21 protein-coding genes are annotated in these 25,410 nt (G+C 42.6%); 7 read left to right on the top strand and 14 right to left on the bottom strand.

Annotation, left to right across the window (positions count from 1 at the left end; translation table 11 throughout):
* Positions 1 to 37: 37 nt before the first annotated feature.
* The 12 genes from KHM83_RS06190 to KHM83_RS06135 all read right to left on the bottom strand — a co-directional run bounded on the left by KHM83_RS06190 (position 38) and on the right by KHM83_RS06135 (position 13,369).
* Entirely contained in the window at positions 38 to 1,159 is a 1,122-nt protein-coding gene (locus KHM83_RS06190; RefSeq protein ID WP_213236041.1) for a homocitrate synthase/isopropylmalate synthase family protein, read from the bottom strand.
* Positions 1,160 to 1,247: 88 nt separating this feature from the next.
* Positions 1,248 to 2,072 (bottom strand): molybdate ABC transporter permease subunit, encoded by an 825-nt coding sequence (locus tag KHM83_RS06185; protein ID WP_213236039.1) that lies wholly within the window; start codon positions 2,070 to 2,072, stop codon positions 1,248 to 1,250.
* Between the two features lie 89 nt (positions 2,073 to 2,161).
* Positions 2,162 to 3,109: a molybdate ABC transporter substrate-binding protein gene (modA, locus tag KHM83_RS06180; protein WP_213236038.1), complete on the bottom strand. Its 948-nt coding sequence runs from the start codon at positions 3,107 to 3,109 to the stop codon at positions 2,162 to 2,164.
* Between the two features lie 31 nt (positions 3,110 to 3,140).
* Positions 3,141 to 4,067, bottom strand: coding sequence for a nitrogenase cofactor biosynthesis protein NifB (nifB, locus tag KHM83_RS06175; protein ID WP_213236037.1), 927 nt, complete (start codon positions 4,065 to 4,067; stop codon positions 3,141 to 3,143).
* Positions 4,057 to 5,454, bottom strand: coding sequence for a nitrogenase component 1 (locus tag KHM83_RS06170; protein ID WP_246542893.1), 1,398 nt, complete (start codon positions 5,452 to 5,454; stop codon positions 4,057 to 4,059). Before KHM83_RS06170 ends, nifB begins: the two co-directional genes overlap by 11 nt.
* Before the next feature lie 93 nt (positions 5,455 to 5,547).
* Complete coding sequence (nifE, locus tag KHM83_RS06165; protein WP_213236035.1) at positions 5,548 to 6,978, bottom strand: nitrogenase iron-molybdenum cofactor biosynthesis protein NifE; 1,431 nt, start codon at positions 6,976 to 6,978, stop codon at positions 5,548 to 5,550.
* Between the two features lie 702 nt (positions 6,979 to 7,680).
* Positions 7,681 to 8,631 carry a hypothetical protein gene (locus tag KHM83_RS06160; RefSeq protein WP_213236034.1) on the bottom strand — a complete coding sequence of 317 codons (951 nt, stop codon included), beginning with the start codon at positions 8,629 to 8,631 and terminating at the stop codon, positions 7,681 to 7,683.
* Positions 8,632 to 8,895: 264 nt separating this feature from the next.
* Positions 8,896 to 9,750: a hypothetical protein gene (locus KHM83_RS06155; RefSeq protein WP_213236033.1), complete on the bottom strand. Its 855-nt coding sequence runs from the start codon at positions 9,748 to 9,750 to the stop codon at positions 8,896 to 8,898.
* Positions 9,747 to 10,325, bottom strand: a complete 579-nt coding sequence (locus KHM83_RS06150) for a TetR/AcrR family transcriptional regulator (protein ID WP_213236032.1) — start codon at positions 10,323 to 10,325, stop codon at positions 9,747 to 9,749. Before KHM83_RS06150 ends, KHM83_RS06155 begins: the two co-directional genes overlap by 4 nt.
* A 233-nt stretch (positions 10,326 to 10,558) precedes the next feature.
* Positions 10,559 to 10,936 carry a lactoylglutathione lyase gene (gene gloA / locus KHM83_RS06145; RefSeq protein WP_213236031.1) on the bottom strand — a complete coding sequence of 126 codons (378 nt, stop codon included), beginning with the start codon at positions 10,934 to 10,936 and terminating at the stop codon, positions 10,559 to 10,561.
* A gap of 234 nt (positions 10,937 to 11,170) precedes the next feature.
* Complete coding sequence (locus KHM83_RS06140) at positions 11,171 to 12,361, bottom strand: aminotransferase-like domain-containing protein (protein WP_213236030.1); 1,191 nt, start codon at positions 12,359 to 12,361, stop codon at positions 11,171 to 11,173.
* Positions 12,362 to 12,481: 120 nt separating this feature from the next.
* Complete coding sequence (locus KHM83_RS06135; protein ID WP_213236029.1) at positions 12,482 to 13,369, bottom strand: LysR family transcriptional regulator; 888 nt, start codon at positions 13,367 to 13,369, stop codon at positions 12,482 to 12,484.
* Between the two features lie 356 nt (positions 13,370 to 13,725).
* Here KHM83_RS06135 and KHM83_RS06130 point away from each other — a divergent pair, with 356 nt between their 5' ends.
* The 3 genes from KHM83_RS06130 (at position 13,726) to KHM83_RS06120 (ending at position 18,645) form a co-directional block, all read left to right on the top strand.
* Positions 13,726 to 15,522: a sigma 54-interacting transcriptional regulator gene (locus tag KHM83_RS06130; protein ID WP_213236028.1), complete on the top strand. Its 1,797-nt coding sequence runs from the start codon at positions 13,726 to 13,728 to the stop codon at positions 15,520 to 15,522.
* 448 nt (positions 15,523 to 15,970) lie between these two features.
* Positions 15,971 to 17,155 (top strand): iron-containing alcohol dehydrogenase, encoded by a 1,185-nt coding sequence (locus KHM83_RS06125; protein WP_213236027.1) that lies wholly within the window; start codon positions 15,971 to 15,973, stop codon positions 17,153 to 17,155.
* A gap of 44 nt (positions 17,156 to 17,199) precedes the next feature.
* Positions 17,200 to 18,645, top strand: coding sequence for a CoA-acylating methylmalonate-semialdehyde dehydrogenase (locus KHM83_RS06120; RefSeq protein WP_213236026.1), 1,446 nt, complete (start codon positions 17,200 to 17,202; stop codon positions 18,643 to 18,645).
* 199 nt (positions 18,646 to 18,844) lie between these two features.
* On the opposite strand, the gene KHM83_RS06115 is transcribed toward KHM83_RS06120, so the two are convergent.
* Positions 18,845 to 19,318 (bottom strand): flavodoxin family protein, encoded by a 474-nt coding sequence (locus tag KHM83_RS06115; protein WP_213236025.1) that lies wholly within the window; start codon positions 19,316 to 19,318, stop codon positions 18,845 to 18,847.
* A gap of 248 nt (positions 19,319 to 19,566) precedes the next feature.
* Here KHM83_RS06115 and KHM83_RS06110 point away from each other — a divergent pair, with 248 nt between their 5' ends.
* Positions 19,567 to 21,078 carry an alkaline phosphatase gene (locus KHM83_RS06110; RefSeq protein ID WP_213236024.1) on the top strand — a complete coding sequence of 504 codons (1,512 nt, stop codon included), beginning with the start codon at positions 19,567 to 19,569 and terminating at the stop codon, positions 21,076 to 21,078.
* A 237-nt stretch (positions 21,079 to 21,315) separates the two neighbouring features.
* A complete protein-coding gene (locus tag KHM83_RS06105) occupies positions 21,316 to 22,632 on the top strand; it encodes a YibE/F family protein (protein WP_213236023.1) in 1,317 nt (438 codons plus the stop codon).
* 83 nt (positions 22,633 to 22,715) lie between these two features.
* On the opposite strand, the gene KHM83_RS06100 is transcribed toward KHM83_RS06105, so the two are convergent.
* Entirely contained in the window at positions 22,716 to 23,753 is a 1,038-nt protein-coding gene (locus tag KHM83_RS06100) for a YeiH family protein (protein WP_246542891.1), read from the bottom strand.
* 259 nt (positions 23,754 to 24,012) lie between these two features.
* Between KHM83_RS06100 and KHM83_RS06095 the strand changes: the two genes are divergently transcribed.
* Positions 24,013 to 24,912, top strand: coding sequence for a LysR family transcriptional regulator (locus KHM83_RS06095; RefSeq protein ID WP_213236021.1), 900 nt, complete (start codon positions 24,013 to 24,015; stop codon positions 24,910 to 24,912).
* 139 nt (positions 24,913 to 25,051) lie between these two features.
* Positions 25,052 to 25,408: an ArsR/SmtB family transcription factor gene (locus KHM83_RS06090; protein WP_213236020.1), complete on the top strand. Its 357-nt coding sequence runs from the start codon at positions 25,052 to 25,054 to the stop codon at positions 25,406 to 25,408.
* Positions 25,409 to 25,410: the final 2 nt, after the last annotated feature.

Genomic DNA, 25,410 nt, shown 5'->3' with positions numbered 1-25,410 from the left:
TTCGAATAACGGGTATCAGCCCATGCCATCATATTGGCTATTGAACACACATTGACAGTTTTCGAATCATTGCATCCATCTGAACACGATCGAGCTTTTGCTCATAGCTGGCTTTTCGAATAATATTTACAATTTCCTGCGCTTTCAAATCATCGATTTCAACTCCCCATAATTTGAGCTGATAGCGAACGGCACGCCGACCTGAAAACTTTCCGAGGACGATTTCACGTGCTCTGCCGTAATCTTCCGGCAAAACCGCTTCATAAACACTTGAATCCTTTATAAGGCCATCAACGTGGATTCCTGATTCATGTGAGAAAATCTGTTTACCAACAATTGGTTTTAAATCGCAGATCGCCTTACCAGAATACTTTGCCACTAATGAAGAAATAGCATTTAACCGCTTTTTATCAATTCTAGACGTTACACTACCGTCGAAAGTTATTGCAGCAACGATTTCTTCCAGCGGTGTATTCCCGGCACGTTCACCCAGCCCGTTGACACTGCAGCTAATCCATGCCGCACCCGCTTTAAATGCCGCAAATGCATTGGCCGTTCCCATGCCGAGATCATTATGACCGTGAAAATCTATCGGCACGCTCAACACATCGATGAGTGCACTGATTTGTGCATGCGTATCAAAAGGGTTTAAAATGCCGACAGTATCAGCATAACGAACGCGTTCAGCACCTGCTGCCTCGGCCGACTGATAAAGTGCTTTCAAAAAGTTAAAATCAGCGCGAGAAGCATCCTCCGCACCGACTGAGACATGTAGTCCGTGTGAACGCGCGTAGGCTATGGTTGACTGCATGCGTTGAATCACCGTTTCACGGGAAAGTCCCAGTTTCTTATCAATGTGAATATCAGATCCAGGTACTGTAATATGCACATTCTCAACCCCAGTTTGAAGAGACATATCAATATCCTTCAAATGCATACGATTCCAAATGAGCAATGCTGCATTCCGATCCATTTGTTGGATAGCTCTGATCGCATCAATCTCATCTTCACCTAGTGCGGCGATCCCTACTTCAATCATATCAACGCCTAATAAATCAAGGCCCTTTGCAATCTCAATTTTTTCCGCCCTCGTAAAGGCAACACCCGGCGCCTGTTCGCCGTCTCTCAGCGTCGTATCGACAATATAAAGCTTTTGCATTGCGCCGCCTCCCTTTTTATGTTTATGATGCAATTGTCTCATTGATCTGCCCGATGGTTCGCTTGTACCAAAATATGGCATGAACACACTAGTCCAGTTTTATCTTTAAAAACAGCAACGGCAATATAAAGACCACAATTTGAACAACGGCCAGACTGACAGATTGTGTCAAATCCATTTGATAAAGTGTATAAATCCGCGTTGTAATCGTCTGGGTCTTTCCTTCGAGATTGCCGGCAAACATAATCGTAGCGCCAAATTCACCAGCCGCTCTGAATGCACAGAGAATAAGTGCTGAAAGCATTGCCTTGAAAGTCATCGGCATATAAATCAAGAGCAGCACTTCAAGCTCAGAAGCACCAAAAGTCCTCGCCGCCTCTGCAATGCTTTTATCAACATTGGCAAAACCATTTTTAACAATCTGTATATAATACGGCATTGTCACAAATACCTGAACAATGACAATCGCAATAAAACTAAACGGCAATGTAACGCCTAATTCATTAAGCCATGTTCCAATTAGCCCTCGTCTACCGTAAGTCATCAGCAGCGCAAGTCCCGTCACAGAAGGCGGCAGTACAATTGGAATTGAAAAAACACCTTCAATCAATGCATAAAAACCGCCTTTTTTCTGGCTCAGTCCATACGCAATCGGTGTTCCCAAGAGCATGACGATCCCCAACGACAAGATAATTGAGCATACACTGATGCTAATGGCACTTTTCACTTTAAAGGATGTAATCATCGACTGAATGGCCGCTGGTGATGTTTTTATAAAAAGTGAGAGAATTACAAGGATAATTGCCATGACATTAATTGCAATCAGTATGGTAATGGCGCCGTTCAGCATGCTTTTCGGCTTTTGGCGCGATCGCTTCGTCTTGCTGAGAACTTGAGATACGCTATTATCCATCGCAACCTCCCTTCAACAGTTGACAAAGATGGCCTTATCCCCCACCATCTTTGTCAACGCTACTATCATACGTCTATTGCGTAAATGTGCTATAACCCTTCAATACTAAAACCGTATTTCACAAGCACTGCCTTGCCCTCTTCAGAAAGCATGTAATCGACAAAGGACTGTGCTAATTCCGGATGTGCCGAATCCTTTAATTTGGCAATAGGGTATTCTGCAATGACGTTGACGTCGTTGGGAATGTCAATGATATTGAGTACATCTTTATTTGCTGCTGTCAAATCGGTTGTGTAAACGATTCCACAGTCCGCCTCACCCAATTCAACCTTAGAGGCAACAAGCTTTACATTCGTCTCTTTTGAGACGACCTGAGCATTAAAAGCATCTGTAAATCCCGGTATTGACGCTTCTACATTTGACAGGAAAGTCACTGTATATTTTCCTACGGGAACCGTTTCATCGGCGATGACGATTTTGTAGCCGCCATCATCTAAATCATCATAGCTGTCAAGCGCTGTTACAGATTTTCCGGCAATGACTGCCAATTTGTTTTTTGCAAAAAGCGCAGCATCGCTCGATTCGACAAAGGATTCATCTTCCAGCAAAGTCATGTACTTTTTATTGGCCGATGCAAAGACATCTGCTTCAACCCCCTCTTGAATTTGTGTTGCCAATGATTGACTTCCGGCAAAGCTAAAGAGCAGATCGATATCCGGATGTTCTGCTTCATAGATACCTTCAACTTCTGTAAACATTTCTGTTAAACTCGCTGCAGCCATAACGATTATTTCTGTCTTTTCTACCGACGCCGGCTCTGTTTCAGCCTCTGCCGCCGCTGCAGGTTCAGCTGTCTCAGAAGTCGAAGTTTCTGTCTGCGTCGTTGACCCAGCCGTTGTCCCAGCCAATGCAGCACTTGTCTCTGTATTTTTTGTGCTGCATCCGGAAGCGAGTAATGTCATCATGAGTGTCAAAATAATCAATAGGCGATAGTGACCCTGGATACGACTTCCTTTATTGCCCATCGTTTGTTTCATGATCTTACCTCCTCATATCACGTTATTCAGTTTATCCCACGTTTAGTTTTCGGCAACCTCCCGCATGCCCCTTATCGCCTGAATCACCCAGTCTGCCAACGGCATCCGCACGACACTGGCGGCAGTGAAGCATTTGTGAAAGGTATTTCCCCGCTTCTGTTCGCAATACGCCAAGTGCTTCATCATCAATTGGGGTATTCTCTTCAAATGCGGTTCCAACAACGGGAATCAGCGGAATAATATTTGAAAGTGCTGCGCCGAGTTCAGTTGCTTTTTTGACAACTTCTACGATGTGATGGTCGTTGACACCCGTAATCGCAACGGTATTGATTTTGACGAGCATGCCGAGATCAGCGGCTTTTTTTATACCTAATAACTGTTTCTCTATCAATATTTTCGCAGCGGCTACGCCTCTGTGTATCTCGCCTTTATAGCGAATGTGATCGTAAATAATGGCGCCAATCTCAGGATCGAGTGCATTCATGGTTACTGTTACATGCGAAACACCAAGTTCATGAAGCGCATCTGCATATTCATACAGCATGAGACCATTCGTTGAGATACAAAAAGCAACTTCTGAATCATGTTCGCGAATCAACATTAAAGTTTCCCGCGTATTTTTATAATTCGCAAGTGCATCACCCGGCCCAGCAATGCCAATAACCGACAGCTTTTCGTATTGCTGCTTCACCTCTAAAAAACGACTGAGCGCTCGCTGAGGCGACATAATTTCGCTGGCAACACCCGGCCTGCTCTCATTGGCACAATCAAATTTTCGATTGCAGTAATTGCATTTGATGTTACAGCGCGGTGCAATCGGCAAATGCATTCTGGCATATTCTTTTGCGTTCCCGTTGAAACAAGGATGTTTCAGTGTCTTTTCTGCGACGTCTGCCGTTGTATTGGCAGGCAGATCAAAATCTAGTTTTGACATTTCAAACAGTGATTTATGCATCATAGTCAATTGCTCCTTTCTCGACCGCCTCGGTCGGTTTAAAATAAGTATTAATCACATTTCTGCGATAATGCATGTGTTTATGGTCTAAAATAGTATTGGTCAAATCATCTAAAAAGCGCAGGCTCCCTTCGTAGCCAATGTAGCACTTGCGCTGCGCGCCCACTTGATCGTGAATGGGAAATCCTATACGCACCAGCGGTACCCCTTCTTTTTCCATGACGAATTTGCCATCTGAATTGCCAATGAGCAGATTAACACCCCTTTCGCGAACCAGTTTTTGAATGGTATCAAAATCAGTGTCGTCTAAGATTGCCGCTGATTCCTTACCGCTAAATGACAGTGTCTCCACGAATTGCTTAAACGTTTTGCTTTGCGTGCCCGTGGCAATAATTTCTGGCTTAATGCCATTTTCTGCGCAAAGTGCTGTCGTCGCCAAAACGATTTCAGGATCGCCAAAAATTGCAGCGCGCCCCTCCCCGTTGTACTTATGGGAATCAACCATAGCGTCAAGCATTCTGCCGCGCTGTTTGACGTATTTTTCAGGAATAGCGTTTCCCGAGAGTTTTGACAAGAGATCGAGCAATGCATCCGTCTGCGTAATGCCAATGGGCATTGGCAACCTATGCATCGGAACGCCATGCGTTGCGTAAAGCGCATATCCCGGTGATATTTCATCGTATACCAGTTGACCAATTTCAATGGTCGCTATCGCCCCGCCCATTTTGGCGATGTCTTCCCGTTTCGTACCGTCTTTGGGAATTTTATGGTATTGTGTTTCATACGGCGCATCCAGCGTTTCTGAAATATCCGGCAACAACACGAACGAGAGGCCAAAATCACTTAGCATTTCTTTAAGCAGTCTTTGATCGGCAGGTGTCATCAGCGTCGTTATGACATTGATGTGACTGCTGGGGTTTGCGTCTTTTGCAAAATAGGTTACCAGCGCTTTAAGCGCTGCAAAATACCCTTCATACTGTGATGCACCATAACCAGGAGTCGCGATGGTTACAATATCGAGATCACTGACGTTGTTCTCCGTCTTAAACGATTCTGAAATGGCGCGAATGTCTTCACCAATGGTTTCAGCCAGACAAGTGGTTAAAACACCGATAACTTTTGGTTCATACATCTTAATCACATTGGCAAGCCCTTTTTTCAGGTTTTTCTCTCCGCCGTAAACCGTTTCTTTTTCATTGAGTGCAGATGATGCAATATCAACAGGCTCATTGTAATGCGTTGAAATATGCCGTCTCATATAGGTCGAACACCCTTGTGAACCATGCATCATTACCATGGTCTGTTCGATTCCCTTTAATGCGAGGCATCCGCCAATGGGCATGCACATTTTACATGGATTCGTGTTTAAATTTACGTAGTTTCTATTCATCATGCCCTCCTCTTTTTGTTCATACTTCGTTTAGATTTTCAGCTAAAAAAATTGCATCGCTTACTCGTCATGTTTTATTTGCAGTCATATCGCCTATGCGAATTTCTCAATTGGCTCAATTGACTTAATATTCCCATGGTCTGCATCTGATTTATCTGACTGTTTGAGATATTGCCAAACAGGGCTGTTCAAGGTAAGATCCACTTCTTTTGCAAAATTTAACGCGCCCTCAAATCCACATAGCGGATGTTTCCGCTCATGATTGTGATCAATAAATGCAACACCTAACTTATAGGCCAGCGGTCGTTCCTTGACACCGCCAACCAGTAAATCGGCACCTTTTTCCTTGATAAAGTTTTCGAGTTCCGTTGGATTGGCATCATCTAAGATAACCGTTCCCTCTTCTGCTAAATCCTGAATCACTTCGTATTCATCCTTCTGTCCTGTTTGCGTACCAACCATTACAGATTTTAGACCGAGATCGTTAAACTGCTTAATCAGTGAAATGGCTTTAAAGCCTCCGCCAACATAAATGGCTACCGTTTTGCCGGCAATGCGCTTTTTATAAGCATTCAATGCAAATGCCGTTTTTTCAGCTTCACGCTGTATAAGCGCCTCTGTACGCCGAATAACGTCATCATCTCTGGTAAGTGCTGCGATGGTTCTAAGTGAATCCACAATATCTTCAATGCCGTAAAAGCTTATTTTCGCAAATGGTATCCCATAGGTCTCTTTCATATGATTCGCCAAATAATGCATGGACCCTGCACATTGAACGATGTTAAACGAAGCATTTGGGGCATTTTGAAGTGCCTCACAGGTCGAATCACCTGTAATTGCCGTAATCATCTTGACACCCATTTCTTCAAAATAGCGTTTGACGAGCCAGGTTTCCCCTGCGAGATTAAAATCACCAAGGAAATTAAATGCCTTTGGATCTTTCGCTGTCACCGGCGGTCTCGTTGAATCAGCAGACGACATAAGATCCAGTATAGCGTCACACGCCGCTTTGTAACCACTGGATTTATTACCTGCAAATCCAGATGATTGAACGGGAATAACGCGAATGCCATATTTGGCCTCTGCCTGTCTGGCCACTGCGCCGAGATCATCGCCAATAACACCCACGACACATGTCGCATAGACAAAAATCACTTTTGGATCATGCGTTGCCATGATCTCATCAATTGCTGCTGAAAGTTTCTTTTCACCGCCAAAGATAATGTCGCGTTCTCTGAGATCTGTTGAAAAGCTGTTTCGATAGAACTCTTTGTCACTGCTCAAACTGCCGCGTATATCCCATGTATAGCTTGCACAGCCAATGGGGCCATGAATAATGTGTACGGCATCTGTGATCGGATTGAGTACAACTCTTGCCCCGCAGTAGACGCAGGCACGCTGACTCACTGCACCAGAGGTACTCTGCTGGTCACATTGAAAGGTTGCCTGTTTCTTTGTGTTTTTCTTGTTGTAAATAATAAAGTCCTGACGTTCTTCCAATACACTGGATTGTTGTTTTCCCATCTTCAATACCTCCTTGTCATCTTTTTTTAATGGCGATCGTTTTCTATTTTTTGCCTTTTGATTTTTGGAGGAACACCTCCTGCTTTTGTATGGTCAATTTGTACGCGATCATTTAAAGCTGGTTTACAAACGCTGATGCAATGATGCTTAAATGCAAAAAAGATAACCTACGTAAGTTATCCTTTTAATTAATGTACTATTCATTTTTTAGTTTCTTTTCTTGAGCACGGTATTTAATATGCTGCAATGCCCTGCTGCGATAACTATTCTTATTTGATGTTGCCCATTCAACATTTGCGCTATTGGCCTTATTATTTAAATCCTATTTGATTAAAAATATTAGGTACATTGTATACAGCGTATAGAAAATCGTCAAGTAAAAATTTGATTTTTCTGAATTTTCAGCTCTTTCCTATCAATTTTGTTCGCCTCAACAACTGTAATGGTCACGCCTTCAAGGCTATCAATACTATTGATTGAAATATTCAATGATTGTATCTGACAAAATACGAATAATCTTCTATTCTTAGTGATATGACGCTAGAATTTTCCCAATATATGTGATGCGTATCACCGTCATAAAGTTAAAATCAGCTCTTGTTCCCGCTGTCGGCAGGGGGCATCAATTGCGCGTCCATTCGATCATGTTTTCAGAAATCTCTGATGCCTCTAATCTCTCATGATCCATGATATACCCCTTATCTAGGTAATGTTAAAAATGACTTTTTCTGCACTTTTCGAAGAAGCGCCCAACACTGTCATCGTATGGGTTTTCAACATTGTCTCATTTCGACTAAATCGCTCACCATTAATCTTGACAGTCTCCGTATCAAATTCAATTTTTATTGCAACAACCATAAGACTTTCACCATCAACCGGATTAACGGTCGTCCTCGGTGCAATCCGGCGTATCTGCCCGCCTTGCGATGCGACAATAGTCGTCAGCGGCGTTAAAACACTGATCAGTTCGCCTTCTTGCGAAAAAACGACTGCGTTGCTGTCAGCATGAATACCTAACGCTTCGTAATCAAAGGCACTGATCACTCCTATTACTGACTGTATTGAAACGGGTTTCGCCGGTTCAAAAGATTTTAATGAACCGTCTGGATAAAGGTTAAACCCTATGCGGCATGGCATCAATCCCTGAGGGGTCATAATCTCAATCACTTCGCCGGGCCAAAGCAGAACACCTTTTAGTGCACCATTATCATAAAACTGTATTGAAATAATTTTTGCTGTAAATGTTCCAATTTGGAGATCAAAGTCATAAGCTTCTGCCAATTTCGCCTCGTCTGCTTCTGTCCAAAAACCATCGATCTGACCGTTTAATGGAAAAACACGGTATACCATACCGTTTTTGTGAAACGTTACGAGTTCAGCTGGATACATGCCAATAGGCGTCATGACGCTTGTTTGTTCTTGTGGCACAATGCTTTTCAACGCTCCTGATTGGTGAAATGAAATTGATTTTGAAAACTTCTGACGCGATTCCTCACGCTTGAAGCGCGGTGTAAAAGTACCATACGGTGTATGGATTACAAGCGGCTTCTTTGCAATGGCATCCCAAGCATCACCGTTGGGATACGCTTTTGTTACCATAAATTGATCCTTAAATGCTGCGATTGTCATTCTGTTTACAGCTTCTTGCATCATTCATCACCTCCTACGGCTTATCGTCGTCTTCATATGTCAGCTTATCGTTATCACGTGTCAATTCGCCATTCTTTGACTGCCATCATCCATCATCAAACGATCGTTTTTCCAAACAAAGATCACTTCAGGTAAAATTATATGCATTATACCGCAGTCATCTTACAGATGCAAATAATCCTATTCAGCAAATGATAAATTCTTTCTATAAACACTGAATAATCAATGTTTTCGATCAAAACGGCGTCTTTCACGCCATGACGCTGCTCATGCAGGCAATTTCATAAATAGCCGGATGGCCAACAGATCAATACTGCCAATCATAACGGTAAAAACAATACATTCCACAATACTGACAGCACTCCCCTTTAAAATAAGCATTACAATCATCGCTAAGAGCGCCGTGCCAAGTGCCGCCCCCTTAATCATCAGTATGAGCGTTAACAAGTAACCCGTCGGTGTTTTTCGCCATAAATAGTACCCAGAAATACAAGCAAGCGGTACAATAATGCCAAGATCAAGAACCTGAATGACAGCTGTGTTATAATGTGCTAACTGAATTTTGCTGAAATCTCCCCAAAAAGTGGGGATAATGCGTGCAAGCCACATTGCAGACAGCATCAGTGCCAGCAGCCATTGAAATATGATATAGGACTTTCTGTTAAGTACAGGTTCCAGCATGGTCTTTACCAGCTCTCCTTTAAGATAGGGCAGATTGTGCCAAAGTCCAAAAAAACTCAAAGACATGAGTGAAACATAAACGAGAAAAAGCTGATTGTATTGAAGTAAAAAGCAGTAAGAAACATACGTATATAAAAAATAAGCTAGTCCTCCTACTAATACAGCACGCCCTCTAAGCGATTTAGAAACAGCACCATAAACCAACATGGGAATTCCCACCAATAGTGTTACAATATCCTGCGCAATCGCCTGCAGTGCATAATCAACTGCTTCTTTAGCGTAAATGCCTTTACCGTATAGCAAAACGGTTTCACCTCGCAGCGAAACAAATGTCTGCAAATCTTGTGTGCTTTCTCCTATAAATGCCGCTCCAATTGTCAGACATGTGAGCAATGCCATGATGCTAACCAATCCAATATTATATTGCCTGTCTTTTATCATATATCCTCCTCTCCCATTTCAATAATAACGATCATCCTTAGAGCTTCTCCCGCTTCTTTCAGTAATTCCGCTGACGACTGCTGCCGATCCGTATGATTGAAATATTTTGCAAGGCGTCCTATCATATAAGTATGTGCAATATCTAGCTGTTTTATAAGCACTGCTTCATTTGCAGGTGTCTTTACGGTCTTTAATAACGACCTCAGCCATTCCGAAGGATTCCCTTCTATACCTAAAACGCGTTTTTCAGTAAAAGCATGTTTTTCAAGCCATAAAAAACGAAATAGTCCCTCATGTGCCATAAAATACACGAAGATAATCTGCATCGCATCCCAGAGATTAATCGCCGGCTGTATCCGTTCTGCCAATTCTGTTCGCATCTTTCCAACACCATAGGCCGCCACTGCTTCCAACAGCAAATCATAATTTGCATAATAGCGGTAAATACTTTGATGCGCACATGTTAGCGCCCGCGCAATCGCTCTGAGATTCAAATGCTGTGTACCATTATTTGATTCGATCATCGCCAGTGTTACAGATAAAATACGTGATTCTGTTAAATACTGATGTCTCATAATCAACTTTCTCCTTCAAAAACTACCATTGGTAGTTTTATTTTATACACTTTTTAACGCATCGTCAATCAGCATTTAAAAGTACAGCACTCCCTATTAAAAAAGACTGTCCCTCTGAAGAGACAGTCCTTGTGTCAAAGCATTTTTATTGATTTTACAATCGATTTAATTTTCTTTACTCAGTATTTGTACTTGAATAGTTTATATTTTTACAACAGCGCGGTTCATCGTCGCTATTTTCTGATAACCTCAATGCTATAGCCGTCAGGGTCATCAATAAAATAAAATCTTGGTGCCTGATTAGGCAGCCCCATTAATTTCGTCACTTCATAACCCATCGCCTGATGGCGTGCATGACTTGCTTCGAGATCTTCAACAACGATCCCCAAATGAGAGTAGCCATTGCCGAGTTCATAAGGCTTTTCAGGATTATAATTATAGGTTAATTCAATTTCAAAATTGCGGTCGGCATCCGATATAAAGACCAGAGAAAATGCATCTTCTGGAAATTCTTTTCGGCGCGTCTCTTCAAAGCCAAACGCGTCGCGGTAAAAAGCCAACGATTTTTCTAAATCCATTACGCGGATACACATATGAACAATTTGGTACATACCTCACCTCTATTTCTTCTATAGGGAAAATAACAACGAACCCGCCGATTTTCATGTCACTCAATCGCCTTAACGGCATCGTTATGGCAACACATTAATCTCGTTTACAGCGTTTCAGTAGCATTATAACGCATTTGCATACAATTGAAAAGTATGCTTCTTCAACAATTGCATTAAAAAAAGCGCCTCAAAGGCGCCAGAGACGTTATGTGAGCTGCAACCTTCACATAACGGTTACTTAAAGTAATTTTGAACAATACGGCCAATCGCCTGAATGCCAAATTCAATTTTTTCATCCGGCATATAGGAATAGTTGATACGGCAGTGATTATTCTCAACTTTAGTGGGGAAAAATGACAGCCCCGGAACATAGGCAACTTTGGCCTCTGCCAGGGTTTCACGCATCAGTTTAACGGTGTCTACGCGCTCTGGAAATGTAATCCACGAGAATAGACCCCCTTCAGGATTCGTGTACTGAACGGCATCCGGAAAACTTGTCCGCATGTTTTCAACCATCAAATCCTTTTTACGTTTGTACGTTTGCTTTAGTACTTCAATATGTGAATCAATATCGTATTTGTCCATAAATCGATTGACGGCATGCATGTTCAGCGTGGAGTTCTGCGTATCAGAAGCCAGTTTTAACATGCTGATTTTGCCAATGACCTCCGCAGGTGCAACCACCCAGCCCAGTCGCAAACCGGGACATAGTATTTTTGAAAAACTGCCTAAGTGAATAACGCGCCCTTCTGTATCAAGACTTTTAATAGAAGGCAAAACATCACCTTCATAACGCAGTTCACGATAAGGACTATCCTCTAAAATCAGCACATTGTGCTGACTTGCCAGCGACAGCAGTGCTTTGCGCTTTTCAAGCGACATCGTGACGCCAGTTGGATTTTGAAATTCCGGTATTGTATAAATAAACTTTGTATTGGGATTTTCTTTCAATGCGGCTTCCAAATGGTCAATAGATATACCATCGGCTTCAAGCGGAACAGAAACAAATTTCGGACCATATGGCTTAAAAGACAGCAAAGCTCCTAAAAAGGTTGGACTCTCACATATAATGGCATCCCCTTCGTTGATAAAGAGCTTTGACACCAAGTCCAACCCTTGCTGTCCACCTGAAATCATCATCACTTCATCCATTGTGCACTCAATACCGATATGGGCCATCCGCTTAATTATTTTTTCGCGCAATGCCGGCAACCCCTCTGTTGTCGAGTATTGAAGCGCTTGTTTTCCTTCTTCTAAAATCACTTCCTGATAAACACCGCTTAGCTTATCCAGCGGAAATAAATCCGGGTCAGGATAACCGCCGCCAAAGGAGATCACTTCAGGGTCGGCGCCAAGCGCCAGAAGTTCCTTAATCGCCGATGGCTGAATGCCTTCAACGCGCTTTGCAAATTGATACTTTGCCATGTGTACCTCCACGTAAATTTCTTGATAGTACTGTCTTTATCTCTATTATGAGATTAGTGTATTACATTTTTTATATTAAGTAAAATTAATTTTAATCAACTTTAAGATGAATTTTTTTCATCATACATTATAGATGCCTTCTGCCTTCATATATTGTAAAACAAAGTCATAAAAGCTTCTTGCAACAGGTGAAAGACTCTTTTCATCTCTCGCTGCAAGACCAATAACGCGATAGGCTTCTGGTGAAATAGGATAAGCATCCACATTGTGATTGCCGTTTTTAATGACGAGTTCGGGAACAAGACAAATCCCAAGACCGCTTTCTACAATCGCAAGCAGTGATTGATCATCTTCAATTTGGAACGGTGCCGACACCGATACATCATGGCATTTCAAATAATTGCTCGTCTCCGCATCATTGCCCTCGCTCTGATGGACGAGATACTGTTCTTTTAAATCTTCTATTGTCACAATGCCCGGCGACTTGCACTGAAAGCCCTTTGGCACAATGCATACAAGCGGATCTCTGTAGAGCGGCTGAATTTCAAACGGATAATCACTTGATAACGAAACAAACCCCATGTCAATCGTTGCATTTTCAATCCATGCTGCTACATCCTCATAACCACCTTGAAAAATCTGAATATCAATATTGGGGTGTGCATTAGCATACCCTTTAATGATATTTGGAATCCAGTTCACGCATACGCTGTTAAACATGCCCACTTTTACACAGCCCGTCTCAAGCCCCTTAATTCGCGACACGACTTGTTCAAGCTGAGCCACGTCGTTAATAACCGTACGAATATACGGCAATAAAATATAACCGGCATCTGTCAGTTCAACACCGCTGCGATGCCGTACAAAAAGTTTGAGACCAATTTCTGTTTCGAACTTTGTAATGGCATGACTAACGGCTGAAGGCGTTAAATTTAAATGCTCTGCCGCTTTCTGAAAACTTTGACAGCGAACTACCATGTTAAATATTTCAAAATTTAATAAGGTCATTTTCAACATCTCCCGATTGTTTTAAAAACTATATCTCATTATATCATGACTAACAGCCATGAAGATATTACCAGTAATTCATCCGCACGAATTCGGTATGTAATCGCTGTGCGTTTGGTATACACATTAGTATTATTTTATTATATATAACTCTTTTTGATACTTAGTATAAATTGCAACGTTTAAAATGTCATTGAAAAGATAAATGGAACAGCGTGAGTTTTCCTTATTTCAACAACCAGAGGGGTTGTAATGCAAATGATTGAAAAATTATTTTTTGATTTATCACATATAGTAATGCTATAATGTTTGTAATAAAAATTCAAACATTTGACGTGTGTTAGAAGGAGGCCGCCATGCTGAACTACGAGGCATTTGATCACTTGCCCTTCGATCATTTGCATATCGATACCCCCGTAGAAAAATGGATGACACCCGAGCCCTATGTTGTCCATCCGTATCAGACACTTAAAGAAGCGACAGATTTACTCAATGCACATCATATTTACAGCGTTCCCGTTGTCTCTGACCAACGTACGCTGCTCGGATTAATTACCAAATCAACACTGATCCAAGCTTTTTTTAAAAGCTGCAACCTTGAAACACCTGTGTCATATGTTATGGAAACTGAATTTGCGACGATATCGCCGAAAGACAAAATTGACAAAGCCATTCAAATGCGCGACGGCTGTCTGCCCGTCGTCGATTCTGATAAAAAACTGCTCGGCATTATCACTCGTACTGATATTCTAAAAGCTAACGCCTTCTACCTACAGTACTTTCGCGATACAATTGATCATGTGGAAATCTTAAAACTCGTCCTCAATTCGGCCTACGAAGGCGTTGTCGTCATTGATCAAACTTGTAAAATCATCGAATTCAACGAAGCTTACTGTCGATTTGTCGGCAAGAGCCGGGATGCCATTATCGGCAAAGATGTTCGAGAGGTTATCGAAAACACAAGACTTCACATTGTTGTCAAAAACGGCACTGAAGAACGAGGTTTTATTCAGCGCATTCAAGGACACGATATGATCGTCCATCGTATCCCAATTTTTAATGGCAAGAAAGTTGTCGGCGCAATTGGTATGCTCATTTTTCAGGATGTTACACAGCTTTATCATATTTTGGGACGCGTCCATGATGCCAGACAAAAACCGAGCGAAAATGAATTTGTCTTTTCAGAGCGCGATCTCTATCATCTCAACAAAATTATCGGCACCAGTGCGGCAATGCTCAGCGCAAAGCGCCTTGCAAAAAAAGCGGCAGTAACACCCGCCACTGTTTTGATCACCGGTGAAAGCGGTACGGGAAAAGAAGTTTTTGCTCAAGCAATCCACGACATGAGCGCTTTTTCAGATGGCCCGCTCATCAGTGTCAACTGTGCCGCCATTCCTGAAAACCTGCTTGAAACAGAACTCTTTGGTTATGAAGAGGGCGCTTTCACCGATGCACGACGCGGTGGTAAACCCGGCCGTTTTGAACAGGCTGACAACGGTACGATCTTTTTAGACGAAATCGGCGACATGCCGCTCCTCATGCAGGCAAAAATTCTTCGCGTCCTCCAAGAACGCGTTGTCGAACGCGTCGGCGGCACCAATCGGAAAAAAATTAACGTCCGAATTATCGCCGCAACAAACCGCGACATGGAATCTATGGTAGAATCCGGTCAATTTCGGGAAGACCTGTATTATCGAATCAATATTATTCGCCTGCATTTGCCACCACTCAGAGAACGAACTGAAGATATTCCAAAATTGATTAATCATTTTATTCATCAATACAGTTCTGCCTTTGGAATCGCTGAAAAAAAAGTCTCGAAAGCCGCCATGCTCATCCTTCAGGCCTACAATTGGCACGGCAATGTTCGTGAGATCATCAACCTATGTGAAATGCTGGTCTGTCTAACAGAACAGGCAGAGATATCACCTGAAGATCTCCCCAAAAACATAAGACACAAAGTCGCAGCTGCACATCAGCTCAGTGTCGATGAAGTCGAAAGCAATATTAAAGCCGTAATGGATCAGCAGGAAAAACTGTTGATCTTAGAAACTTTGAAGCAGACGAGCGGTAATAAAGCCGCAGCTGCCAGATTATTGAACATTCAGCGTTCAACCCTTTATATGAAAATGAAAAAACATAATCTACAGTAAAGAAGGTGCGTTTTCAAAGCACCTTCTTTTTTTCCAGTAAAAACCAAAAAACGATGTGTTCACTGTTACATTTTTGAAACTGTTCGAAAATAAAAACAGTATCCGTTAAGATATGTATGATTTTTTGAACATTTCGAAGCAATGCCCTTATGCATTGCATTACAACACTTCTTCTCCTATATCTTTGCGCTGCACGTCGAACCAGTCTTTCCAACGACGTGATAGCTATTAACTGCTTTTTTTCGTATAAACTTTCTATTTGGCATCATCTTTGCAATGTTATAAAGCAGGTGGCGCACCTGAGAACATTCAATACGTCGTTTCGTCGACGTGCTCAATGACCGTTGAACGGTTTACGCAAAGAGATTTATACTGTGTTTACTGTCTCTAGTGCTGCAATCCTACAACGGTTACACATTTGATGTAAATAATCTAAGGGGGAATGAAGATGCAATCTTTTTCAAACTTTGAAATGCCGCAAAAACTGCTTTATGGCCGTGATTCTCTGAGTCAACTGGGTGAATTGGCTGCTTCATTGGGGCAAAAAGCGCTGATTGTCAGTGATCGAATTATGGAAAAAGTAGGCTATGTGGAAAAATGTACCGTCTTGCTGAACGCGAAAGGCATTTCATGTGCCTACTATTTAGATGCCAACAGCGAGCCTTCTGATGCCTTTGTACAGGATGCCCTTCGCATTTGTGAAGCTGAATCTTGCGATATCATTGTCGCCATTGGCGGCGGCAGCTGTATCGACACCGCAAAAGCCGTTTCCGTCGTCGCCACCAACAAGGGGTATATTGGCGAGTTCATGGGCGGCAAACGCATTGCAGAAACCGTACCGCTGCCCGTGATTGCCATACCAACCACTGCCGGCACCGGTTCAGAGGTAACCAATGTCGCTGTCATCACAAACCTTGAAAAAGATGTCAAAATGATGATTAAGCAAAGTGCTTTTTTACCGCGAATGTCAATTGTTGACCCGTTCCTTACATTGACAACACCTAAAAATGTTACCTCGGCAACCGGCCTTGATGCACTGTGCCACGCCATTGAAGCTTATTTTTCAAAAAGTGCCCACCCTATGACCGATTCTTTCGCACTTTCAGCGATTGAGCTCATTACTAAAAACATTAAACGCGTCTATGAGCATGGCGACGATGTTGATGCCCGCGAAAAAATGTCTCTCGCAGCAATGCAGGCGGGTGTAGCCTTTTCCAACGCTTCAGTAACGTTAATTCATGGGATGTCCAGACCCATTGGCGCATTGTTTCACGTCCCGCACGGCATATCAAATGCCATGCTGCTGCCCGCCTGTCTGTCGTTCAGCAAAGAGGCCGCAACGCCGCAATTAGCCGTTATTGGCAGATTAATTGATCCTGATGCTGCCTGCAACAGTGACAGCGATTGGGCCGATCATGCCATTGCCGTTATCAAGGGACTTTGTCACGATCTCAATATTCCAAATTTAAAAGGCTGGGGCATTGATGAAGCAAAATTTAATGAAGTACTTGATAAAATGGCAACTGATGCGTTGGCAAGCGGCAGCCCTAATTATAATCCTGTCGTTCCAACGCATGCGGAAATCATTGAGCTCTATAGAACATGTTACCACTACGATTATGCTGCCAAATAGCGACATTCCAAACGATAATCCAATCTACTGATGAGGTGATAAAAATGAACATATCCAAAAATTATATTAACGGCGAATGGATCGCTGCTGAATCCGACAAAACAGAAGTGGTCCCAAATCCTGCAACTGGTGAAGTCCTTATTCACGTCCCCATTTCAAATAGAACTGATTTTGAAAAAGCAGTCACAGCAGCAAAAAATGCCTTTCCAGCATGGTCAAAGACAGCAGTGCCGCGCCGAGCGCGTATCCTCTTTAAATACCAGCAACTGCTCGTCGAACACTGGGAAGAACTCGCAATCTTAATTACAAAAGAAAACGGCAAAAGCGTCGGAGAAGCCATGGGTGAAGTTCAACGCGGCATCGAATGCGTCGAATTTGCCTGCGGTGCGCCCACGCTGATGATGGGCTCCCAGCTTCCCGATATTGCCACTAATGTCGAATCTGGTATGTGGCGCTATCCAATCGGCGTCATTGGCGGCATTACGCCTTTTAACTTCCCAATGATGGTTCCGTGCTGGATGTTTCCGCTCGCCGTCGCCTGTGGCAACACATTTATTTTAAAACCTTCCGAACGGACACCGCTGCTTGCCAACAGACTCGCCGAACTCACAAAGGAAGCTGGATTCCCAGATGGTGTTTTCAATATTGTTCACGGTGCTCACGATGTCGTCAACGGCATTTTAGAACATCCGGATGTTAAAGCCGTCTCTTTCGTCGGCTCTCAGCCTGTTGCAGAATACATCTATAAAACCGCTGCCGCAAACGGCAAACGCGTTCAGGCGCTTGCGGGTGCAAAAAATCACACCATTGTGCTCCCAGATGCTAACCTGCAAAATGCAGTCAAAAATATTATTGGTGCTGCATTTGGTTCTGCCGGTGAACGCTGCATGGCCTGCTCCGTTGTCGTCGCAGTTGGTACCGTTGCCGATGAACTCGTCGCAGCACTCAAAACAGCGGCTGATGCCATCGTGATCGGCAACGGTCTTGATGATGGTGTTTTCTTGGGACCAGTCATTCGGGAAGCGCATAAAGCCAAAACCCTTAACTATATCGAAACAGGCATTCAAGAGGGCGCAACACTGGTTAGAGATGGTCGTTTGGACGATGCATGCAAAGGTGTCGGATACTTCCTAGGGGCAACAATTTTTGATGATGTCAAGCCGGGAATGAAAATATGGACAGATGAGATTTTTGCACCAGTCTTATCCATTGTCAGAGCAGAGACATTAACCGAGGCGATTGCCATTACTAATCAGTCTGCGTTTGCCAATGGCGCCTGTCTTTTCACAAACAGCGCTAATGCGGTGAGAGAATTCCGCGACACTATTGATGCAGGCATGCTGGGCATTAACCTGGGCGTACCGGCACCAATGGCATTCTTCCCATTCTCCGGCTACAAAAGTTCATTTTATGGTGATCTTCACGCCAATGGTAAAGACGGTGTTGAATTCTATACGCGTAAAAAAATGATGACGGCCACTTATCTCTAAATCACAAATCAAATGTATCCATAGACGATCTTCAGTGTAAAATCTGAAATATGTAAGCAGATTAGAGGCTATGAAATGCTTTCCCTAGAAGCAGTATTCACATTCAATCAACAGAGTATTCCAATCAAAAAGACGTTGCCGATATTTCGGCAGCGTCTTTTAATCATAAGCATAATGTAATCATTCCATTACACCGCATTTAATCCATTAAATCAATTTCCAGCATCCGCATCATATGCGCCAGCATGCGCTCTATTCTGGCTTCACGATCTGTTCGAGACCAGTTGATAACACCGTGTCCAACAAAATGACCACCCTTCTCTTCGACAATCTCACGCATACTTCGGATCGACCGCTCCCCGCCCATCCACTTAAATGGAAGCTGCTGCGTTGCAAAACAAATAAAGCGCTTACCCGTTATATTGGGCATTGTTGTCAAGTACTGCTTCATTGGGAGACTAATGTTGAACCCCTGGACCGGTCCACCAAAAATGACAAGATCAAATGGCGACGGGTCAGGCTTCTCAACAATTTCGAGATGAGGCGCATTGCCGCTAACCATAACCTCCATCAACATAACATCATGTCCTGCGTTGGCGAGAGCCGTTTCGAGACGATTTGCAACGGATCTGGTATTGCCTGTTTGTGAGTATAATATGATTCCTACCTTCATAACGTCCTCCTTTAAACGCCCACGACGTGTTTTTGTATCTTTCTATTTATACCCACTTGTCGCAATATTAACAATTTCATTACCTCAACGGCAAACAATGTCAAGCATATCAAAATTTTCTTGTCTGTTTCAACTTTGCCACATTTGACATTCTCATAACATTTTTTTTACAACCTTCACATTTCCATTTAACGTAAAATGATTATCATGAGTACAACTGCTATATCATAATAAATTTGGAGGAACTCATGAAAACAAAATTAAAACGCTTGTTAACAGCATTTATGGCACTGACACTCGTCGTTTCAGGCTTAGTCTTTGCCTCACAGATTTCGTCACCTAGCGTTGCCTCTACGGAAAGCAGCACTTGGCAAGGCGATGCGCCGAAATACGTCTTCTTGTTTATCGGAGACGGTATGACTTTCCCTCAGCTGACAGCGGCAAGTGATTATCTTGGTGCCGTCGCTTATGAAGGCAAAAAAGTGGAAAATGATCCATTGGCATTTATGAATTTCTCAGTCGCCGGCAATGCAACGACATTTGATTCAACTTCATTCTGTCCAGATTCCGCTTCGACGGCAACCTCTATTTCAACTGGCTTTAAAACACTCAGCGGCGTTATCAACATGGATGAGCAAAAAACGATTGCTTATGAAACGATCGCAGAAAAATTGAAAAAACAGTTTGGCTACAAAATCGGTATTATCTCATCTGTACCATTAAACCATGCAACGCCAGCTGCATTTTATGCACACCAACCGACGAGAAGCAATTATTATGAAATTGGCCTTGAAATGATTGATAGCGGCTTTGATTACTTTGGCGGTGGCGGTCTGTTGGTCAGCACCGGTAAAAATGGCGATCAAAAAGAAGTACTAGAAGTCGCAAAAGACAGCGGCTACAAAGTATACAATGATACCAAAAGCATTTTGAACCTCAGCAAAACCAATGATAAAGTCATTGCAATCAATCCAACATTAGTTGGCGGTGCATTGCCATATGAACTTGATCGTAAAAGCGGCGACCTTTCACTGGCAGACTTTACGCGTAAGGGAATCGATGTTCTGAATAATGACAGAGGGTTCTTTATGATGGTTGAAGGCGGTAAAATTGACTGGGCTTGTCATGCCAATGACGCAAAAGCATCCATTGATGATACCATCGCCTTTGATGAAGCTGTTCAAGAAGCAATCAAATTCTATAACAAATACCCAGATGAAACACTCATCATCGTAACCGGCGACCATGAAACCGGCGGTCTGACCATTGGCTATGCAGGTACCAAATACAGCACCTATCTCAACCAACTTGATGCACAAACAATGTCATTTGAAGCATATAATGAAAAAGTAGATACATTCCGTGCGCAAAGTGCAAGCTTTGATACCGTCCTCCTCGACATCCAAGATAATTTTGGTCTGGTTACAGAGGTAAATGCTTCTGCAACAGCGTATCCAAACATGGTTCTCAGTGATTTAGAACTCAGCAAGTTAGAAAAAGCGTATACACTCAGTATGATTGATCCAGATGCGCGTAATCTTTCAGAAGAAGATTACTTGCTCTACGGTGGCTATGAACCCCTTTCTGTCACGATTACACACTTGCTTAACAATAAGTCGGGAATAGGCTGGACTTCATATTCTCATACTGGCCTGCCAACAGCTGTTTATGCCGAAGGCGTTGGTGCTTCATTATTTTCAGGCGCTTATGACAATACGGATCTCTTTACAAAAATGGCGACACTGACACACGTCAAATAAACGCCCTCACAGAGAAAGACGCTTTTATGAATTGACATGACAATGCAACTATCTAAACAGCATCTTCTTATGAATATGGCAAAAGGAAGTGTCCAACTTCCTTTTGCTTTTTCTTAATAAAAAAACTGCTGTAAAAAGTCATCCATAAAAATCGATCTAAATCTGTCGCTTGCGTTTAATCGCATGAATTTACCAAGTTATTCTTTATCTCATTCTGCTGAAAGGAGTGCGCATTCTATGATTCGTGCACAATACCATATTGCTGTTCCAACGATTATTACACTTATCCTGTGTATAATGCTCTGGCTTTTACCATCTCAGTATACACAAAAAATCTTTCCAAACACCGAACGTGTCCCCGTGTCAATTCTCACCGTCGATAATGACAGCGTTCATCAGATCGGCCTCGTAAAGCAAGGCGAACAAAATTGCAGCGTTGAAGTACTTGGCGGGCAGTATAAAGGACAAACAGCGCCCGCCGTCAACCTGATGCTCGGATCATTGGAACAAGACAAACTCTACGTGCCAGGTGATAAAGCCCTTGCTGTTATAGACTACACCGATGATGGCATTCATTATATCAATCTCGTGGATCATTATCGCTTGACCAAAACCATCGTCCTCGTCGCCGCATTTATCATATTGCTGATCGCGTTTGCGGGGTGGACGGGTTTTAGATCGATTATTTCCTTTATGATGACTGTTCTCGTCATCTGGAAGATACTCGTTCCTGCTTTTCTCAACGGCTTTAATCCCATTCTCATTGGTCTCGGCTGTACGCTCGCTTTGACATCCCTTATCATCTTATTAGTATACGGCCTCGATACACGATCCCTTTCTGCCATTCTCGGTTCGTCACTAGGGACGCTGCTGACTGCTTTTATTGCGATGTATTTAGTTGGCGCCTTCAATATTCACGGTGCTGTCATGCCCTATGCCGAAAGCTTGATGTATGCCGGCTATGCTTATTTGGATTTAACGCAAATCTTCATCGCCAGCATCTTTATTGCCAGCTCTGGTGCCATGATGGATGTCTCTGTGGATATTACTTCCGCTATGCACGAACTCATTATTTCAGCACCTGATTTGAGCCGTCGAAAACTAATTCAATCCGGTTTTGCCATCGGCCGTGCCATCATGGGAACGATGACCACGACGTTGCTGCTGGCTTATTCAGGTGGATTCATATCGCTTTTGATGGTCTTTATGGCACAGGGAACACCACTTATCAATATTTTAAATCTTAAATATATCTCTTCAGAAATCCTCCATACTGTGATCGGCAGTATCGGTCTCGTTACTGTCGCACCTTTTACTGCACTCACCAGCGGCTTCCTTTTAGCACATCCTGACAAGCATGATCATCACAATGCCGATAAACGCTCTAATGATCATTTCGAAGAAAATGCAAACAAAGCTGCTCTTGAAACAATTACAATCAATTCGGAAATTCATTTCGCAAAAACGCCGCCATTTACACAGCAAATGCCAACACCTCTTGCAGCACCTAATCCCCCTCGTTCTTACCATATAAAAACGGGGCGATTGCTTTAAAAACAATTGCCCCGTTTTTTATATCTCTCATCTGTTATTAAAATCTGTATTAAAAGTCATAAGAGGTCAGGTAAAACAAATGATTAGAACTGCAAAGTCACCTGCACTAAGATAGACACTACGGCTAGAACTACCCAGGTTGTAAAGCCTAGTATCAATGGTCTGATGCCATTTCGTACGAGCTTGCCCAAATGTGTATTGAGACCGATGGCTGCCATCGCCATGACAATCATGAATTTACCAAGAACCGCCAATTGATGCGCTGCCGGAATCCATCCCTCCCACATGGGTTCAACCACCGTATTGAGAAATGCCGCAGCTAAAAACCCCAGTACAAACCAAGGAAAAATTGATACAAGATGATAACTGCCGCTGTGCATCTCCGTTTCGATACCTTTAACACTGATTTTGTGACTTGCTGCGTCTTTTTTTGATTGGTAAATCGCAAGCACCAATGTCACAGGGATAATCATCAATGTGCGCGTTAATTTTACAATAACAGCCAAATCGCCCGCTGTACTGCTGTAGGCATAGCCCGCTGCAACTACTGAAGATGTATCGTTGATAGCCGTTCCCGCCCATAAGCCGAAAAAGTGATCCGTCATCCCAAAAAAGTGCCCCATCGCCGGGAAAGCAAAAGCTGCAATTACATTAAAGAGAAAGATCGTCGAAATGGCACTGGCGACTTCACTATCATCGGCATCAATAACAGGTGCTGTTGCCGCAATTGCCGATCCGCCGCAGATCGCCGTACCAACCCCAATGAGAATATTGGCATTACGTTCAATTTTAAGCCATCGCCCTGCTAAATAAGCTGTTAAAAACGTTGCAGAAAGCGTAAAGAACATTAACACCAGCGTCTGTCTGCCTACTGCGAGCACATGGACGAGATTCATATTAAAACCAATGAGAATTATAGCAAGCTTGAGAAGCTTTTTCGATGTATAATTAATCCCTGCATCAAAGTATTTCGGACGCTGCCACGTCGCAATTATCATGCCGATTAAAATGCCAAAAACAGGACTGCCGACAATTGGCGCCCATTTCCCAAGTTGCCATGCAATAGCGGCAATTATAAATGCCAATAAAATACCGGGACTCCTTTTTCTGATTATCTCCAAATCTTGCCTCCTTATTGATAACGATTTTGATGAAGCCTGCCATATGACTGACACACTCATTTACTCACTCATTTTGCCATTTGATTTTCTTATTATACTTTACCAATACAAATAAGTATAATATTATTATCTTATTGTTTTAATAATCTTTTACTTATTGAACTCTATTTACTTCATTGATTTCTTACTATTTTGGTTATCAAAGTACAGTTCTGTACGCTATTGTATGCATCACACAGTTTTATAACAGGAGGATCCTATGACACGCAGGCACTTTCAAATTTTCACGGCAGTTTGTGACAACATGAACATGACATTGGCCGCAAAGACGCTTTACATTTCACAGTCGGCAGTCAGCCAAGCGATACAAGAACTCGAAAGCCAGTATGGCGTCCGTTTTTTCGAAAGGCTTTCTCGTAAACTTTATTTGACATCAGCCGGCGAAAGCCTACTCAGCTATGCGCGTCATGTCTTAAGACTTTATGAAGATATTGAAGCTGAAATGAAAGCCTATGAACAAAATGCAGCGATACGAATCGGTGCCAGCGTAACTGTTGCAACATGTGTTCTACCAATACTTATCGTCTCTTTTCAAAAGGCATACCCCAATATTAATATCACCATCACAGAAGACAATACAGCAGCCATTGAACAGCTGCTCATGAACGATCAGTTGGATATTGGTTTAATTGAAGGCGAGATCACAACTTCCGATCTCTTAGAATTGCCCTTTATGTCTGATCATTTAGTCTTCATCTGTTCCCCTGACCATCCTTTCGCCGGAAAACAGAATTTGTCACCTGAAAAGCTAGACGGCGAAAATTTTATTCTCCGTGAAATCGGAAGCGGCACAAGGAAAAAGTTTGAAGATACCATGCGTGCTGCACAGCAGCCTTGGCAGACATCCTGGACCTGCAATAATGCTGACACAATCAAAAATGCCGTTGCACTCAACTTGGGCCTTACCGTTATCTCAGAACGCGCCGTTGCAGATTACGTTGAATCAAACAAATTGGCTGCCTTTACCGTTCGTGGCGTTCAATTTAACCGCACATTTAGAATCGCCTTTCATAAACACAAATACCTCACAAAATCATTATTGTGTTTTAAAGACTTTTGCCTGCACTATAGCCAAAAATCCGTTTCATCAACGCGTTGATCCTCTCACCACACTTCCTTTTAAAAAGATTCTCATCAGACCTTGACATTGAAAAGAATTCATTGTAAAATTTACACATTCCCATATGAGTATATGAGAATTCGTTATTGATCCCCTATTTTAACTGTGAGGTTATTTTATGCAACAACCAACAAGCGTTTTCAAACTGTTATCCGATGAAACCAGACTACGCATCTTAATGCTTCTGTATCGGGAACCCCTATGCGTCTGCGAACTCGTTGGCATCTTAGAGGTTCCTCAACCGCGCATTTCAAAGAATCTGGCAAAATTGCGCGATCTAGGCCTCGTTGAAGATGAGAGGCGTGAAAAATTTGTATTCTATGCCTTAAAAAGAGAAAATCCATTGCTGATGCAAGTACTGACCACATTGAGTGATGATATTGATCAATATGCAATGTTTGAAACCGATTACCAGCGCCTTGACGCTAAAGAACAATATTTAAACCAATGTCAGATTAATGTACCAAATTATTAATA

The sequence above is a fragment of the Fusibacter paucivorans genome (assembly GCF_018390735.1).
Taxonomy (GTDB): Bacteria; Bacillota; Clostridia; order Peptostreptococcales; family Acidaminobacteraceae; genus Fusibacter; species Fusibacter paucivorans.
This window is presented reverse-complemented; position numbering and strand designations above follow the sequence as displayed.

Coding starts and splice junctions, on each gene's coding strand:
- KHM83_RS06130 (WP_213236028.1), top strand. CDS start 13,726: ATGCTGAACTACGAGGCATTTGATCACTTGCCCTTCGATCATTTGCAT.
- KHM83_RS06110 (WP_213236024.1), top strand. CDS start 19,567: ATGAAAACAAAATTAAAACGCTTGTTAACAGCATTTATGGCACTGACA.
- KHM83_RS06185 (WP_213236039.1), bottom strand. CDS start 2,072: ATGGATAATAGCGTATCTCAAGTTCTCAGCAAGACGAAGCGATCGCGC.
- nifB (WP_213236037.1), bottom strand. CDS start 4,067: ATGATGCATAAATCACTGTTTGAAATGTCAAAACTAGATTTTGATCTG.
- KHM83_RS06135 (WP_213236029.1), bottom strand. CDS start 13,369: ATGACCTTATTAAATTTTGAAATATTTAACATGGTAGTTCGCTGTCAA.
- modA (WP_213236038.1), bottom strand. CDS start 3,109: ATGAAACAAACGATGGGCAATAAAGGAAGTCGTATCCAGGGTCACTAT.
- KHM83_RS06150 (WP_213236032.1), bottom strand. CDS start 10,325: ATGAGACATCAGTATTTAACAGAATCACGTATTTTATCTGTAACACTG.
- nifE (WP_213236035.1), bottom strand. CDS start 6,978: ATGGGAAAACAACAATCCAGTGTATTGGAAGAACGTCAGGACTTTATT.
- KHM83_RS06105 (WP_213236023.1), top strand. CDS start 21,316: ATGATTCGTGCACAATACCATATTGCTGTTCCAACGATTATTACACTT.
- KHM83_RS06090 (WP_213236020.1), top strand. CDS start 25,052: ATGCAACAACCAACAAGCGTTTTCAAACTGTTATCCGATGAAACCAGA.
- KHM83_RS06155 (WP_213236033.1), bottom strand. CDS start 9,750: ATGATAAAAGACAGGCAATATAATATTGGATTGGTTAGCATCATGGCA.
- KHM83_RS06170 (WP_246542893.1), bottom strand. CDS start 5,454: ATGAATAGAAACTACGTAAATTTAAACACGAATCCATGTAAAATGTGC.
- KHM83_RS06140 (WP_213236030.1), bottom strand. CDS start 12,361: ATGGCAAAGTATCAATTTGCAAAGCGCGTTGAAGGCATTCAGCCATCG.
- KHM83_RS06095 (WP_213236021.1), top strand. CDS start 24,013: ATGACACGCAGGCACTTTCAAATTTTCACGGCAGTTTGTGACAACATG.
- gloA (WP_213236031.1), bottom strand. CDS start 10,936: ATGTACCAAATTGTTCATATGTGTATCCGCGTAATGGATTTAGAAAAA.
- KHM83_RS06125 (WP_213236027.1), top strand. CDS start 15,971: ATGCAATCTTTTTCAAACTTTGAAATGCCGCAAAAACTGCTTTATGGC.
- KHM83_RS06120 (WP_213236026.1), top strand. CDS start 17,200: ATGAACATATCCAAAAATTATATTAACGGCGAATGGATCGCTGCTGAA.
- KHM83_RS06160 (WP_213236034.1), bottom strand. CDS start 8,631: ATGATGCAAGAAGCTGTAAACAGAATGACAATCGCAGCATTTAAGGAT.
- KHM83_RS06190 (WP_213236041.1), bottom strand. CDS start 1,159: ATGCAAAAGCTTTATATTGTCGATACGACGCTGAGAGACGGCGAACAG.
- KHM83_RS06115 (WP_213236025.1), bottom strand. CDS start 19,318: ATGAAGGTAGGAATCATATTATACTCACAAACAGGCAATACCAGATCC.